Genomic DNA, 15,769 nt, shown 5'->3' on the forward strand with positions numbered 1-15,769 from the left:
GAAGGAAGACCTATGCAGCTAAACCTTACCGGACTGAATGTTGAGATAACCGACCCACTGCGCGAATTTGTAAATAACAAATTTGCCAAACTGGAACACTATTTTGATCGTATCAATCAGGTTTATATTGTTCTGAAAGTGGAGAAGGTGACGCAGATTGCGGAAGCAACCCTGCACGTCAACGGCGGGGAGCTGCACGCCACATCGGAAGCGGAAGACATGTACGCGGCCATCGACGGGCTGATTGACAAGCTGGCCCGTCAGCTGACCAAACACAAAGACAAACTGAAAAAACACTAACCTTCACGCTTGCAGAGTGCTGACGGGTTCAGCACTCAGAGGAGAAATGGGGCGGGTCACCGCCCCGTTTTGTCATCTGCGCAAGCGCCTGCAGGTCACCTGCCCTGCCCGTTCGCGGTGTCCCGGTACGTGCCTTACGGCTATGTGAACACTCAAGTGAAACGATGATGAACAACGATCTGACACTGGAATTGAGCGCGGTCCTTTCGCTGGACTGCACCCGCAGCGGCGTACACTGCCAGAGTAAAAAGCGCGCGCTGGAAATTATCAGCGAGCTGGCCGCTAAGCAGCTTAATCTGCCGCACCAGACGCTTTTTGAAGCAATCCTGACCCGTGAACGTATGGGCAGTACCGGCATTGGCAACGGCATCGCCATCCCGCACGGCAAGCTGGAGGAGGATACGCTACGCGCCGTCGGCGTGTTTATCAGCCTCGACCAGCCTATCGCCTTTGACGCCGTCGACAACCAGCCGGTTGACCTGCTGTTTGCCCTGCTGGTGCCCGCAGACCAGTGCAAAACCCATCTGCACACCCTGTCGCTGGTGGCGAAACGCTTGGCGGATAAAACCGTCTGCCGCCGTTTGCGCGCGGCACAGAGCGATGAAGAGCTCTACGCCATCATTACAGAAGCTCAGGAAGATCACGCTTAAGCGACAGACACTTTTACAGGCCTGCGTGCCGGTTTAACACGGGAGAAATGTGATGGTGCTGATGATCGTTAGCGGTCGGTCAGGCTCAGGAAAATCAGTCGCGCTGCGCGCCCTTGAGGATATGGGCTTCTACTGTGTCGATAACCTGCCGGTGGTGCTGCTGCCGGAGCTAGCGAACACCTTAACCGAGCGCAATATCTCAGCGGCGGTTAGCATTGACGTGCGCAACATGCCGGAATCGCCGGAGGTGTTTGAGCAGGCACTGAACAATCTGCCGGAAGCGTTCTCGCCGCAGCTGCTGTTTCTGGACGCCGATCGCAACACGCTGATCCGCCGCTACAGCGACACGCGCCGCCTGCATCCGCTCTCCAGCAAAAATCTGTCGCTGGAAAGCGCCATTGATGAGGAGAACGATCTGCTGGAGCCGCTGCGCTCGCGTGCCGATCTGATCATCGATACCTCAGAGATGTCGGTGCATGAGCTGGCAGAAATGCTGCGCACGCGCCTGCTGGGCAAGCGTGAGCGCGAACTCACCATGGTGTTTGAATCCTTCGGCTTCAAGCACGGCATCCCGATCGACGCCGATTACGTGTTTGACGTGCGTTTCCTGCCCAACCCGCACTGGGATCCGAAGCTGCGTCCGATGACCGGGCTCGATCGTCCGGTGGCGGCCTTCCTCGATCGTCACACCGAAGTGCACAACTTTATCTACCAGACACGCAGCTATCTCGAGCTGTGGCTGCCGACGCTGGAAACCAATAACCGCAGCTATCTGACTGTGGCGATTGGCTGTACCGGCGGTAAGCACCGTTCGGTCTACATTGCCGAACAGCTGGCAGACTATTTCCGTTCGCGCGGTAAAAATGTGCAGTCCCGTCATCGCACCCTAGAAAAACGCAAATCATGACCGTGAAGCAAACCGTTGAGATTCGAAATAAGCTGGGTATGCATGCGCGCCCGGCGATGAAGCTGTTTGAGTTGGTGCAGAGTTTTGATGCGGAAGTGCTGCTGCGTAACGAGGCCGGTACCGAAGCCGAAGCCAGCAGCGTGATTGCGCTACTAATGCTCGACTCCGCTAAAGGCGGTCATATCGAAATTGAGGCCAGCGGCCCGCAGGAAACCCAGGCGCTGGCCGCGGTCATTGGGCTGTTTGAAGCCGGTTTTGACGAAGACTAACCGCGTTAGTGCAGCTGGTAACGGTTGAGGAAACCCTCGCCGCCCAGCTGGCGCATCTGGCGCATAATCCACTGTTGGCGCTGACGAATGTAGCCGGAAGGCGCATCCGCGCGGAAGCGAATCGGATTCGGCAGCACCGCAGCCAGCAAAGCGGCTTCCGCCATGCTCAGCCGACTGGCAGGCTTGTGGAAATAGCGCTGCGACGCCTTTTCCACGCCAAACACCCCGTTCCCGAATTCCGCAATATTCAGGTACACCGTCAGAATGCGGCGTTTGGTCCATACCGTTTCCAGCCCCACCGTCAGCCCGGCCTCCAGCCCTTTGCGCACCCAACTGCGGCCATCCCATAAGAACAGGTTCTTCGCCGTCTGCTGAGACAGCGTTGATGCGCCGCGCATCCGTTCGCTGCCGTCATTGTCCAGCACCTGCTGAATGGCATGCACGTCAAAGCCCCAGTGCTTAGGAAATTTCTGATCTTCAGAGGCGATCACCGCCAGCGCCATCCACGGTGAAATCTCATCCATCCCCACCCAGTCTGAATGAGTGACATAATCGAAGCGTCCGCTGAACCAGACGCCAAGCTGCCGCTCCACCATTACCGCCGAAAACGGCACCGGCAAAAATGCGAACAGCACAATGGCGGCCAGCCACAGACCCAGCCATGCCAGAAGCACCCAGCCAGCCAGCCGCTTCAGGCGCTGGCCCCTGTTCCCTTTACTCTTACTCATGCAATCGTCTCTTACCGGTTCCCTGGATTAATCAATTACTCAGGTCATGATTTCAAATAGCGGTGATGCAAGCCGGAATTTTATCTCTGCGGCATCGCAACCACCAGCCAAACTCATTGCGCGGGCAACCATCGTTCCTCTATTAGAGCCAGTCGCATCAAGCACTTCCGGCAAAAAGGAATCGGTTCCATGCAGAAAAATCGCGCAGCACGGACGGGCATAAATACTTAACCGATTGTGATGCCGCTCACGTTAAACATTTCACGATGTTTAACTATCATCTTTAGTAGTCAGTGAAGATGTTCATTGACAACCGAGACCATTCTGAAAAACGCGGCGCAAATAGCGACAATTACGCTTCAGGCTAGGGCGCAACCTGTAAAACGTTTTACCGCCCATCCGGTTTACGCTAACCGTTCAATGCCCGAACTGGAACTTTCAGCCGGGGGTTTCCAAAACGTTTTGGATAACAGCCGCAAAATCTGGTTATTCATGATTAAAATCAATAATATAAGCATAAAAAAGGCCGTTGCGCTGCGCTTTTTGCCGTTTCCCTTCGCCGCGCAGCGCTTTCCGGACCGCGACTGTGGGAAAACCAAGCAAAAAACCGAACATTTGCTCAAAAATAGTGCAATACGCCAAAGAAATTGATTCCTTGCTTGACTGTGTCAGCAAATTAATGTTTTCTGTATTTAAACGCTGCTCAACAATCACACAATTTAATGAATCTTGTCACAAGCTGTGGCGAATTTGCTAAGGTGATTTAGAAGCTTTAACCAATACCATGCTGTTGCTTTTGTATACGATTTCTAATAATAGCAGCAGCGCCCATTTCCCTGGTGTTGGCGCAGTATTCGCGCACCCCGGTTTCGACTGGGGGCATTTTTTTTCTGGCCCGCGCTATTTTTCCCGCTCCGCAACCCAGTTCCGTAATACTTCAACGTCGTGCCGCCACTCGTGCTTCAGCTCGTCGACCCACTCCTGCACGTTGTCCCACCAGGCCGGCAATTCCGGTGACTGAATCTGTTTCGCCAGCTTCTGCAGATGGAGCAGGCCGACGGAGCCCGCCGCGCCTTTGATCTTGTGCCCCTCTTCGGCTATGCCCTTCTGGTCACGCGCCATCATGTTGGAGTCCAGCACCTCGAGATAACCCGGCATCATCTGCTCGAACATCGTCAGGCTTTGGGTGATCAGTCCCGGACCAACCAGCTCGATATACTGCTCCAGTATGTCGACATCCAGCAGCGTGCGTGACTGTTCCGCGTCGGCGTCACTCACCACCGCCTCCGCTTCGGCCTGATAATCCCAGAATTTCTTGATCATCGCGGTCAGCGCCGGCACTGCCAGCGGTTTGCTCAGCACATCGTCCATGCCGGCATCGAGATACTCTTTTTTATCCTTCAGCACGTTGGCAGTCAGCGCGACCAGCGGCGGCAGCGTCACGCCGGCGTGCTGCTGATGAATGGCGCGCGACACATCGAGGCCGGTCATGTCCGGCAGCTGGATATCCAGCAGCACCAGGTCGAACTCCTGTGGATCGAACATCGCCAGAGCCTCACCGCCGGTCATCGCCACCTCAACGCTGCAACCGAGCTTCTCCAGTACCGAGCGCGCCACAATCACGTTGAGTTCGATATCTTCTACCAGCAGCACGTGCAACGCCGGCAACGGCATGCTGTCATCCTGATCCTCATCTTCCACTTCATCCGCCACGCGCGGCGCGTGGATTTCCACGGTAAAGCACGAGCCCTGACCCGGTGCGCTACTGACGGTAATATCGCCGCCCATCGCCTGAGCCAGGCGGCGTGACACCGCCAGGCCAATCCCGGTGCCGGTGGCCGGTTTACCGCCGTGCTGATCTTTCACCTGGTAATACATGGCAAAGATTTTGTCCTGCTCTTCCTGGGGAATGCCCATCCCGGAGTCCTGCACCTCAAAGTGCAGCGTTTCGTCCTGGTGATAGGCGACGCGCACCACGATTTCGCCCTGCCGGGTAAACTTCACGGCATTGCCGATCAGGTTCCACAGAATCTGGCGCAGGCGCGTGCCGTCGGCGGAGATTTTGTGCGGCAGCGGCAACTCCGGTGCCATGACGAACTTCAGCCCTTTCGGCTGCGCCAGCAGGCCGGAGAGGTTTTCCAGGTCGGCGAGGAAGCCGGTGAAATCCAGCGGCTGGTTATCCAGCTGCACTTTGCGCCGCTCAATCTTGTCGACTTCAATCACATCATTAAAAATGTTGCCGAGCGTGATGGCCGAGACGTGAATGGTTTTCAGGTACTTCAGCTGCTCCTGATTGAGATCGGTATCCAGCAGGATGCGGCTCAACCCGACGATGCCGTTAAGCGGCGTACGCAGCTCGTGGCTGATGGTCGAGATAAACGTGGTCTTTTCACGGCTGGCGTTCTCCAGCGCGTCCTGATAGCGCTTACGTTCGGTAATATCGCGTCCGAAGCCCATCAGGCCGCTGCGCTTACCGACGCGGTCATAATACGGCACTTTATACGGCACTTTGCGGATTTCAAAGCAGGCTTTGCGCCCGTCCGGATACTGCAGCCACTGTTCATAGGTGAGCGACACATTGTGGCGAAACACCTTCTCATCGGTCTCCAGCACTTTGGTGGCGGCATCTTCGTCATAAATGTCGCGCGGCGTCAGGCCAATCAGCTGCTTCTCGCTCAGGCCGGTGAGCAGTTCCATGGCGCGGTTACAGCCGGAGAACTGTTTGTCGATGTTGCGATAGAACACCAGGTCGGGCGAGGCATCGAGGAACGAACGCAGGAAGGAAGATTGCTGCTCCAGCTCAATCTGCGCCTGTTCACGCCGCGTCATCTCTTCGCGCAACTTATCCATCACCTGCTCGCGCGCCTGCTCTGCTTTAATACGGTCGCTGATTTCCTGGTTCAGCTGGCTGATAGCCTCTTTCATCTGCTGATTCAGTTCAAGGTCGCGCGTGCGCATCTCCTCCAGCTTGTCCACCAGCTTCGACAGCCGCTGGCGCGACTCCTCCAGCTGATCCACCACCACGGAGAGAAAGTAGACCGCCCACGGGGTAATCAGCAGGCCAAAAAAGACTGAACGCACCACGTCGATACTCTCAACGTGGCCGCGCAGCACCATGGTGACCGCCATCTGCACCACCATTGCCAGCACCACCAGCGCCGAAGCCAGCAGCAGCGAAAACCGCACCAGCCCGAGCTTGACCATTAAATCCACGTAGTACTGTGCTAAAAGACGAATCTGTTTCATTACGCGCTCCCTGAACGAATCTGGCTCATCATAGCGTAATTATCCGCGCGCTGCGCCGCCGCACGCGCCGTGCGGACTGACTTTACGCCCTGTTATGGTGCAGCAGCGCGGCGTTTCGCCGACGTTCCCGCCTTTATGCCTAAAGCGCTTGACTAATTCTGCCAACTGAATAATCTGGAGGGCCGCGCTTTTGCGGGTCCCGGTGCCGCGTGTCCGGCGCATCCGCTTTCTGCAGTCATCCCTCCTGATGGTTGCCTTCCGTTATTGCATATCCATTCAGCTTAAGTGCTGTTTTAATCACACCTTGGTTAATTAATTTTACTAATGGCAACCGCGTTTTGATTCAAATGTTCCGCCATAAGAAAAACAGATACATGCTGTGCACGAAACGGTCCAAACAGAATTTTGTGCTGGCATCGCTACATTCAACAGCCTAGTCTGGAAATATGAGGCCGATCACACAGTGAGACGGCTCACACTTCATAAGGGAATCAGAAAGGTCAGATTGACATATATTTACGTAATAAAAACATAATAATCATACAGTTAAATAGCAAAAAGGCTGATTAACCGTAATAAAGCTGGCTATTTGACCTGAGTTCGCTTTCCCGATAAGTTGGAATTCCGCTGGATGCTTTCCAGTCGGGACTGTGTCTCGGCATATCTATGCAGCAAGAAGACTCCCTCTGGATGCAAGTTATCTCCCTTAGAGACCGGATTTTATGGACAGCCAATCAAGGACGTGAATCAGTGCCTTGATTGTCGTTGTCCGGTGTTGCGACGTCCGCGTAAAAGCGCGCAAAAACAAATTGATACAGCACGCAGCAGCGCTCTGTGTCTGAAATAATGCAGGTAATGTCTAAAGCAGTTTAAGGAGACCCTCAATGTCCACTCAACAACCTAACCCCTGGGGTTTGTATGATCCATCAGCAGGAAGCGACAGCTGTGGTGTAGGTTTCATTACCCGCAAGGACGGCGAGCAGACCCATGAAATCCTGCAGATGGCGCATAGCGCACTGTGCACGGTACCGCACCGTGGCGGGATGTCTGCAGAGGGTGTGGGCGATGGCGCGGGTGTTAACGTTGACCTTTCCCTGAACTTCTTCCGTAAGCTGACCGGTCAGGCGCTGGAAGCGGGCCGCTTTGGCGTGGGCAACTTCTTTGTACCAAAAGATGCGGCGCTGCGCGCGAACGCAGAGCGTCTGGTTGAAGAGACGCTAGCGGCTTACAACTTCCCGATGCTGCTGAAGCGTGATATGCCGCTGGACAACAGCGCCACGCGCCCGGCCGCACAGCAGTTCCAGCTGCCGATCGTGCAGTGGGTGTTTGCCGCACCGCAGGACGTTACCGAGCAGAGCGACTTCGAGCGCCACATTTACCGTGCGCTGCTGGACATCGAAGCAAGCGCCTTTACCGAAAGCGAATTCGGCGGCCTTTATCCGCTGTCGCTGTCGTCGCGCACTCAGGTGTTTAAAGCCCGCCGAAACTCCAATGAAGTGATTCCCTACTTCCAAGATCTGACCGATCCCGATCATCAGGTCCGCGGACTGTTTTTCCATACCCGCTTCTCCACCAATACCGATCCGCATACCACGATGGCGCAGCCGTTCCGCCTGATGGCGCACAACGGTGAGCTGAACACAGACCGTAAAAACCGCATCGCGGAAGCGGCACTGATGCTGGCGCGCGGCAAAAAGATCGTGCGGCCAAAAGGCCAGTCTGACAGTTCGCGTCTCGATCAGAGCATCCACAGCCGTCTGATGGAAGATAACCTCGATCTGATCAACGCCGTGGTTTCAATGATGCCGCCGGCGTGGGAAAACGACACCTCGCTGTCGGCTGAAGTGCGCGCCATGCTCGAATACTTCTCGCTGTATGAAGAGAAGAACGACGGCCCCGCCGCGCTGATCTTCGGTAACGGCGAAGTGATTGGCGCACGGCTTGACCGTCTTGGCCTGCGTCCGCTGCGTTCCGTCGAAACAGCTGAGTACATCGGTGCGATGTCAGAAGCCGGCCAGATCGCCTTCCCACCGGAGAGCGTACTGCACCGTGGCCGTATCGAAGCTGGCGGCATGCTCTATTACGATCACAAAGAGAAACGCTCTTACACCACCGTGCAGGCGCTGGAAAAGCTGGCGGCGGAAAAAGATTATCTGTCCCTGGTGCAGGCGGCACGCGTTGAACTGCAGCAGCTGCCGGAAGTGCCAGCAGAGAAACTCGGCTCGCCGCTGCGCTATCGCGGCGACCTGAAAACCTATCAGCGTTTTGTGGCTTACTACTACAACCAGGAAAGCTTCAAATTCATGATGGATCCGATGCTGCAAACCGGCGCTGAGAAGATCTCCGCGATGGGTTACGGCAACGCCATCAATGGCCTGTCCGATCATGAAGGCGGCATGGCGCACTACTTCTCGCAGCGCTTTGCGCAGGTCACCAACCCGCCGCTCGACCCCATCCGTGAAGCGGACGGCATGACGCTGCGCGTGGCGCTCGGCGCCAAACCGCACCTCGGCCGCAGTAAAGGCCAGCAGATCATAGTGCCAAGCCCGATCCTGACGCACCTTGACATGCTGCGTCTGCGCGAGCAGAAAGTGGCGCCGTATGCACGCTTCGAGATGCTGTATGAGCCGGTAATCGGTAAAGATATCGTCAGCCGCGCCGCCAACGCCAAAGCGCTGGAAAACGCTATCGATAACCTGGCGCAGCAGGTGGTGGATTTTGCCCGTCAGCAGGGCGGCATCGCGGTGATCACCGATCGCCATATCTCTTCAACCCATGCTGCCATTCCTATGCTGCTGATAGTGTCGGCCATCAACCAGCGTTTGGTGCAGGAAGGCCTGCGTCTGGATGTGTCACTGGTGGTCGAGAGCGGCCAGAGCATCTCCTCGCACCATATCGCCGCCACGCTCGGCTTCGGCGCCTCTGCCGTGTATCCGCTGGGCGTACAGATGCGTGCAGAAGAGAAGTTTGGTGAAGGTGAAGAAGGCAACAAAGCGTTCAAACGCTATGCCAAAGCTGCAGAAAAAGCGCTGATGAAAACCATGGGCAAAGTGGGCCTGTGTACCGTTGAGAGCTACAGCTGCGGTGAGTTCTTCGAGCCGAACTTCCTCGATACCGAAGATCCGGTGCTGAAGAAATATTTCCCGAATATCAAAACCCCGGTGGGCGGCGCGGGCTTCCCGGCGATCGCGCAGATGGCGGTGGACTGGCACCAGAGCGCGCTGAAAATTCAGGGCGAAGCCGAAGTGCCGCTGCTGGGTCTGTTTAAAGAACGTGCAGAAGGCGCGGGCCACTCGTACGGCACGATCGCGGTACGTACCTTTATTGATATGACAGAGCAGCCGATTCGCTTCGCTGACAAAGCGCGCGAAGAGGACAACTTTATCCGTCTGATGACGCTGGCCAAACTGGACAACGCGTTCAGCATCAAAGCCGAGGCGTTCAAAGACAGCAGCTTCGAGCGCATCCCGAATGCGGTGATCGACAGCTTTGCTATCACGCCGGATTACCGTCAGTTCTCCAGCCTGATGCACGCCGAGCGTAAGCGTCGTCCGGCGGCACTGCGCGACATCCTCGCGCTGCCATGCGATCTGACCCACGTGGACAGCGAAGCCGAATTTGGCCGCAAGCTGGGCCGCTACTCGCTGGTCAACAACGGCTTCGCCATTCGCGGCCTGCGCTGCGAAGCGGTGAACGGCAGCCTCAACCAGTTTGAGCTGCGTCTGATTGATGCCATTGCCGGCCTGAAGCCGGAGAGCGAGCGTCTGGCCGCGCTGTCACGCGCGCTGAAAACCCGCTTTAACGACGAGATCGAAAGCAGCAGCATCACTGAAGGCGTGTTGCACATCACCGCTTACGGTCAGGCAGCAGATTATCTGGCAAAAATCTTTACCGCGCTGCCCTCGCTGCCGCTGGAAGAGATCCAGCCGGCGCACGAAACCACCCGTACCTTCGCCTCAGGCGCCATGAGCCACGGCGCGCTGGTCGCGCCGGCGCACGAAGCGGTGGCGCACGGCACCAATATGGTGGGCGGAATGAGTAACTGTGGTGAAGGTGGCGAACACTATTCACGTCACGGCACCATTCGCGCATCGCGCATCAAACAGCTGGCGTCCGGTCGTTTCGGCGTGTGGGCGGCTTATCTGGCCGACCCGATGCTGGAAGAGCTGGAGATCAAAATCGGCCAGGGGGCAAAACCGGGCGAAGGCGGTCAGCTGCCAGCACCGAAAGTGACGGTGGAGATTGCGGCCGCGCGTGGCGGTACGCCGGGCGTTGAGCTGGTATCACCGCCGCCGCATCACGATACTTATTCCATCGAGGATTTGGCGCAGCTGATCCACGACTGTAAAGCGGCACGCGTGCGCGTTATCGTCAAACTGGTGTCGTCTGAAGGCATCGGCACTATCGCAGTCGGCGTGGCAAAAGCCGGCGCAGACGTTATCAACGTCGCCGGTAACACTGGCGGCACCGGCGCGGCGTCGGTCACCAGCCTGAAATACACCGGGCGCGTGGCAGAAATCGGTATCGCCGAAGTACACCAGGCGCTGTGCGCTAACGGGCTACGTGACAAAGTGCAGCTGCGCTGTTCCGGCGCACAGCAGACCGGCAGCGACGTTATCAAATCGGCCCTGCTCGGCGGCGACAGCTTCGAGTTTGGCACCACCGCACTGATGATGCTGAAATGCGTGATGGCGAAAAACTGTAACGTCAAATGCCCGGCAGGCCTCACCACTAACGCTGAAGCCTTCGATGGCGATCCGCGTCAGCTGGCGCAGTACTTCATCAACGTGGCGCAGGAAGTGCGTGAGTTCCTCGCACGCCTCGGTCTGCGTTCGCTGCGTGAAGCGCGCGGCCGCTCTGACCTGCTGCACCTGATGGATCATCCGCTGGAAGTGGGCAAACTCGATCTGCGCGCCATGCTGACCGTGGTGCCGGAGCAGAAGATTGCTCAGCCGGTGTATCTGGAAAAAGATTTCGAGCTGGACGATGGCTGGGTAGAAGAGCTGAAAGCGCAGCTGGTTGATGCCGCCCGCCGCGAGATTACGCTGGGTAACGGCGTAACGCTGAACAACCGTAACAAGAGCGTTGGCGGTCAGCTGGCGATCGATATTGAGCGCATGCTGAACCACGAGCTGTCAGCGCAGCAGCTGGCCGCGCTGCCGGCGGTACTGCAGGATGACCGTGGCCGGAAATATCTGGCGCCGCGCACGGTGCAGATTGATACCCGCGGTTCGGCCGGTCAGTCATTTGGCGCATTCTGCAACGACGGCATGCAGATGAAGCATTACGGCACCTGTAACGATGGCGTCGGCAAAGGTCAGTGTGGCGGCGAACTGGTGGTGATGTCACCGGGCGGCGGCGCCCAGGACAGCGACGGCAACGTGCTGATCGGTAACTTTGCGCTGTTTGGCGCGACCGGCGGCCGTCTGTTTGTTCAGGGCCAGGCCGGTGACCGTTTCGCCGTACGTAACTCGGGCGCCACCGCGGTGGTGGAAGGCGTCGGCGACTTCTGCTGTGAATACATGACCAACGGCGCGATTCTTAACCTCGGCACCTTTGGTAAAGGTTTCGGTAACGGCATGAGCGGCGGCTTCGCCTATCAGTACTATCCGTACCGTTCCCTGGCCGCGCACGCAGCCGGTGATTCGGTGCTGTTCGGCTCCATCGCTGACGAAGACGAAATGGCGCAGGTGCACAAGCAGGCAGTGCTGACCATGCTGCACTGGCACCTCGAAGCCACCCAGTCGCCGCGCGCGGCGTGGCTGCTGGAGAACTGGGAAACCGAGTGTCAGCACTTCGTTTACGTGATGCCGCGCTCGCTGCTGCTGTATCAGGACGGCGGCGAGATCCTGAAAGCGAAAACGCGTAAGGATTTGCTGGAAGAGCTGTCCACGTCGCTGGCCGCGCATCAGGTTGCCAAGTTCAAATCAGCTTGGCGTGCGGGCAAAACCATCGCCGACGGTGCGGTACCGGCCTACGGCGCGACCGATACGCAGGAGATGTTTGTTCTGCTGAACAACTACACCGTTCTGAGCTTCGCGCAGCAGCTGGCGCTGGGCAAACTGCCGAAAGGCACAGCGTTGGAAGACGCGGCAGTCGAGAAAGCGGTTCGCAACCTGCTGATGACCGAAGATTTCGCACTGGTCAGCAAGCTGCAGCGTCATGCCCGCGCAGCCATTGAGAGCTACAGCGATGATGAGCTGGCAAGCCTGATCGCCGCCAAGCGTATGTCTGATTACAAAGCCGCACTGACGCAGCGCAACATTCGCTCCATGGATAGCCTAGCAACCTATGGCTGGATCATTTATCAGGACGCCTGCAACCGTGAGGTGCTGGGCCATCTGCCTGATTTTGAAGAGCTATTTGCACGCGCCGCACTGCCAGAGATTGCCGCCGCGGTCGGGAAACTCTCCTGATTGCGCAGCGAAAGAAGATTGATGACGATAAAACGGTTTGAGTACTGATATCCATGAAGATTCCTTACATTCCTGAAGATGCGCCGTTTAACGGCGAACAGAAATACTGGCTGGCGGGGTTTCTCGCCGGTCTCCACTCGCGCCTGCTGGTATTAGAAGACAAGCAGACCGCACCGGCAGCGGGCGCCAGCGCCACCACCCAGCTGCATATTCTGTTTGGTTCCCAGACCGGTAACGCCGAAGCGCTGGCGCAGACCGCAGCCAAAGCGGCGCGCGCTAAAGGCTTGGTGCCGGTAGTGCAGGCGCTGGGTGAAGTGGATCTGGATGTGTTCGCCACCATGCGTCATGTACTGATCGTCACCTCCACCTACGGCGAAGGCGAAATGCCGGACAACGCACAGCTGTTCTGGCAGGCCATCTTAGCCAGCACCGCGCCGCGTCTGGAGCAGATGCACTTTGCCGTGCTGGCAATCGGCGATACCGGCTACGACGGTTTCTGCCAGGCTGGTAAGTTCATTGATATGCGCCTGGAGCAGCTGGGGGCGAAACGCGTGGTGGATCGCATCGACTGCGACATCGATTACGAAGAGCCTTCCAGCGAGTGGATTGGCAGCGCAATGCCACAGTTTGCCGCCAGCGCGGGCAGCAGCGGCACGGTGCTGGAGAGCGCGCCGGAAGCGCCGGTGATCCCGGGCAGTAACAAGCAAAACCCGTACGCGGCGGCGCTGGTGACCAATAAGCGTCTGTCCGGCGAGCAGTCAGCCAAAGATATCCGTCACTTCGAATTTGACCTGAGCGACAGCGGCCTGAAATACGAAGCCGGCGATGCGCTGGGCGTGATCCCGGTGAACGATGCCGGGCTGGTGAGCCTGCTGCTGAGCGAGCTGAAAGCCGACTACGAAACCCCGGTGCCGGGCTTTGACCGTAACCTCGGCGATCTGCTGACCTATCAGTTTGAGATTTCTGAGCCGTCGCGCAAGCTGATTGAGTGGGTCGGGCAGCACACCACCAACCAGGAGCTGCTGCACGTCCTGCAGCACGACGATAAAGACACGCTGGCCAACTGGCTGTGGGGCAAAGATACGCTGGATCTGCTGCAGCTCGAGCTGAAGCGTAATCTGTCGGTGCCGGAGCTGGTGGCGATGCTGCGTCCGCTGCAGCACCGTGCTTACTCCATTTCGTCCAGCTCCAAGGCGCACCCTAACCAGGTGCATCTGACCATCGCTTCCGTGCGCTATCACAGCGGTGGCCGCGAGCGTAAAGGCGTGTGCTCCACCTATCTGGCTGAACGCGTGCGTCGCGGAGAGAAGCCGGCGATCTTTATTTCGCCGAACAAAGCGTTCCGCGTGCCGGCGAACAATAACGCCCCGCTGATCATGGTCGGTCCGGGCACCGGCATCGCGCCGTTCCGCGCATTCCTGCAGGAGCGTCAGGCGACCGGTGCTGAAGGTAAAAACTGGCTGTTCTTCGGCGACCAGCATCAGGAACATGATTATATTTACGCGGATGAGCTGGCGGGCTGGCAACAGAGCGGTCTGCTGACGCATCTCGACCTGGCATTCTCCCGCGATCAGGAAGAAAAGATTTACGTGCAGAACCGCATGCTGGAGAAAGGGGCTGAGCTGTACGCCTGGCTGCAGGAAGGCGCCTACTTCTATATCTGTGGCGATGCCTCACGCATGGCAAAAGATGTTGATGCCGCGCTGTATGAAGTGGTGCGTCAGTTCGGTGGTCTTTCCAGCGAGCGTGCCGCAGCCTATATCGATCAGCTGAAGAAAGATAAGCGTTATCTGCGCGACGTTTATTAAGATTGGTACAAAGGGAGCGCTACGCTTCCTTTGGTCTGCAGCGCGCTAAGCCGCGCCGCGACACAGGCATAAAAAAACGGGCTAATCAGCCCGTTTTTTATTTTCCGCGATTTACTTCACTACGCGCAGTGAAGGACGTCCACCGCGCGGCGGCGGTTCATCATCCGGTGAACAGTCGTCATCCGTCGCATCGTCCGGACGGTCACCATCAATCACCGACACCAGCGTCTCTTCTTGGCTGCCTTCCTGCTCGTCGCCGGACAGCTCATAAGCGGGCTCCGGTTCGAACATGGTGCCAGCGCCGTTTTCGCGCGCGTAAATCGCCAGCACCGCAGCCATCGGCACAGATACCTGGCGCGGCACGCCGCCGAAACGCGCATTGAAGCGCACCTGATCGTTGGCAAGCTCAAGGTTACCCACCGCGCGCGGTGCGATGTTCAGGACAATCTGTCCGTCACGAGCGTACTCCAGCGGCACCTGTACCCCAGGCAGATTGATATCCACCACCAGATGCGGCGTCAGCTGGTTGTCGAGCAGCCATTCATAAAAGGCCCGCAGCAGATAGGGACGGCGGGCAGTAAGTTGCGACATTTCCATAGATTAGCCCCGGGTTTGCAGGCGCATTTCACGTTCGGCTTCCGTCAAAGAAGCGAGGAAGGAGTCACGTTCAAATACGCGCGTCATGTAGCCTTTCAACTCTTTCGAACCTGCGCCAGCCAGATCCATACCCAGCTGCGGCAGACGCCACAACAGCGGCGCCAGATAGCAGTCAACTAGGCTGAACTCTTCGCTCATAAAGAACGGCGTACGTGAGAACAGCGGCGCAATGGCCAGCAGCTCTTCGCGCAGTTGCTTGCGCGCGGCATCGGCTTCGGCACCGCTGCTGGTTTCAATTGTACGCATCAGGCTGTACCAGTCCTGCTCAATGCGGTGCATCATCAGACGGCTTTCACCGCGCGCGACCGGATAAACCGGCATCAGTGGCGGATGCGGGAAACGCTCATCGAGGTATTCCATGATGATGCGGGATTCATACAGCGTCAGTTCACGGTCGACCAGCGTTGGCACAGTGCGATACGGGTTGAGGTCAATCAGATCCTGCGGCAGATTATCCGTTTCAACCTGCTCGATCTCCACGCTGACGCCCTTCTCAGCCAGCACGATACGTACCTGATGGCTGAAAATGTCAGTCGGACCAGAAAACAGCGTCATTACCGAACGTTTGTTGGCAGCGACAGCCATGAAAACCTCCAAGTTTGTTCACAAAAAAATACTGCGAATAGCCAACCACGCGGCGACTCACCTGCTCATCAGATTCGCACACAGCTGGGCGTTACGGGCATTGTCCGGTCGTCCCGACAGGAGCAGTATGCACAACGCCGCGGCTCGCGGACGCAAAGTGTCAGTCAGTTTACCAGATTTTAAGCAGCTTTTGGGGCGGGGAT

At 57.5% G+C, this 15,769-nt stretch carries 11 protein-coding genes; 7 read left to right on the plus strand and 4 right to left on the minus strand.

Annotated features, from left to right (window positions below; genetic code table 11):
• Positions 1-12 precede the first annotated feature (12 nt).
• The 4 genes from hpf to npr all read left to right on the plus strand — a co-directional run bounded on the left by hpf (position 13) and on the right by npr (position 2,126).
• On the plus strand, positions 13-300 hold the full coding sequence (gene hpf, locus AC6I8M_RS19020) for a ribosome hibernation promoting factor (protein WP_010618250.1): 288 nt from the start codon (positions 13-15) through the stop codon (positions 298-300).
• A gap of 167 nt (positions 301-467) precedes the next feature.
• The gene (ptsN, locus tag AC6I8M_RS19025; protein WP_031279741.1) at positions 468-950 is read left to right on the plus strand and encodes a PTS IIA-like nitrogen regulatory protein PtsN; all 483 of its coding nucleotides are present in this window, start codon (positions 468-470) and stop codon (positions 948-950) included.
• Positions 951-1,002: 52 nt separating this feature from the next.
• Complete coding sequence (gene rapZ / locus AC6I8M_RS19030) at positions 1,003-1,857, plus strand: RNase adapter RapZ (protein ID WP_010618252.1); 855 nt, start codon at positions 1,003-1,005, stop codon at positions 1,855-1,857.
• On the plus strand, positions 1,854-2,126 hold the full coding sequence (gene npr, locus AC6I8M_RS19035; RefSeq protein ID WP_010618253.1) for a PTS phosphocarrier protein NPr: 273 nt from the start codon (positions 1,854-1,856) through the stop codon (positions 2,124-2,126). The genes rapZ and npr overlap by 4 nt, the downstream gene beginning before the upstream one ends.
• A 5-nt stretch (positions 2,127-2,131) precedes the next feature.
• On the opposite strand, the gene mtgA is transcribed toward npr, so the two are convergent.
• On the minus strand, positions 2,132-2,854 hold the full coding sequence (gene mtgA / locus AC6I8M_RS19040) for a monofunctional biosynthetic peptidoglycan transglycosylase (RefSeq protein WP_010618254.1): 723 nt from the start codon (positions 2,852-2,854) through the stop codon (positions 2,132-2,134).
• A gap of 306 nt (positions 2,855-3,160) precedes the next feature.
• Here mtgA and AC6I8M_RS19045 point away from each other — a divergent pair, with 306 nt between their 5' ends.
• Positions 3,161-3,505, plus strand: a complete 345-nt coding sequence (locus AC6I8M_RS19045) for a hypothetical protein (RefSeq protein WP_153005916.1) — start codon at positions 3,161-3,163, stop codon at positions 3,503-3,505.
• A 249-nt stretch (positions 3,506-3,754) separates the two neighbouring features.
• Here the strand turns inward: AC6I8M_RS19045 and arcB are convergent, their stop codons facing one another.
• Entirely contained in the window at positions 3,755-6,100 is a 2,346-nt protein-coding gene (arcB, locus tag AC6I8M_RS19050) for an aerobic respiration two-component sensor histidine kinase ArcB (RefSeq protein ID WP_010618256.1), read from the minus strand.
• Positions 6,101-6,984: 884 nt separating this feature from the next.
• Between arcB and AC6I8M_RS19055 the strand changes: the two genes are divergently transcribed.
• Together AC6I8M_RS19055 and AC6I8M_RS19060 are read left to right on the plus strand one after the other, a co-directional pair.
• A complete protein-coding gene (locus AC6I8M_RS19055) occupies positions 6,985-12,516 on the plus strand; it encodes a glutamate synthase-related protein (protein ID WP_498013566.1) in 5,532 nt (1,843 codons plus the stop codon).
• A gap of 53 nt (positions 12,517-12,569) precedes the next feature.
• Positions 12,570-14,324: a sulfite reductase subunit alpha gene (locus tag AC6I8M_RS19060; RefSeq protein ID WP_010618259.1), complete on the plus strand. Its 1,755-nt coding sequence runs from the start codon at positions 12,570-12,572 to the stop codon at positions 14,322-14,324.
• Positions 14,325-14,435: 111 nt separating this feature from the next.
• Here the strand turns inward: AC6I8M_RS19060 and sspB are convergent, their stop codons facing one another.
• Together sspB and sspA are read right to left on the minus strand one after the other, a co-directional pair.
• On the minus strand, positions 14,436-14,921 hold the full coding sequence (sspB, locus tag AC6I8M_RS19065; protein ID WP_010618260.1) for a ClpXP protease specificity-enhancing factor: 486 nt from the start codon (positions 14,919-14,921) through the stop codon (positions 14,436-14,438).
• Between the two features lie 3 nt (positions 14,922-14,924).
• Positions 14,925-15,566, minus strand: a complete 642-nt coding sequence (sspA, locus tag AC6I8M_RS19070; protein WP_010618261.1) for a stringent starvation protein SspA — start codon at positions 15,564-15,566, stop codon at positions 14,925-14,927.
• Between the last annotated feature and the right edge of the window lie 203 nt (positions 15,567-15,769).

Source organism: Type-A symbiont of Plautia stali (assembly GCF_059731155.1).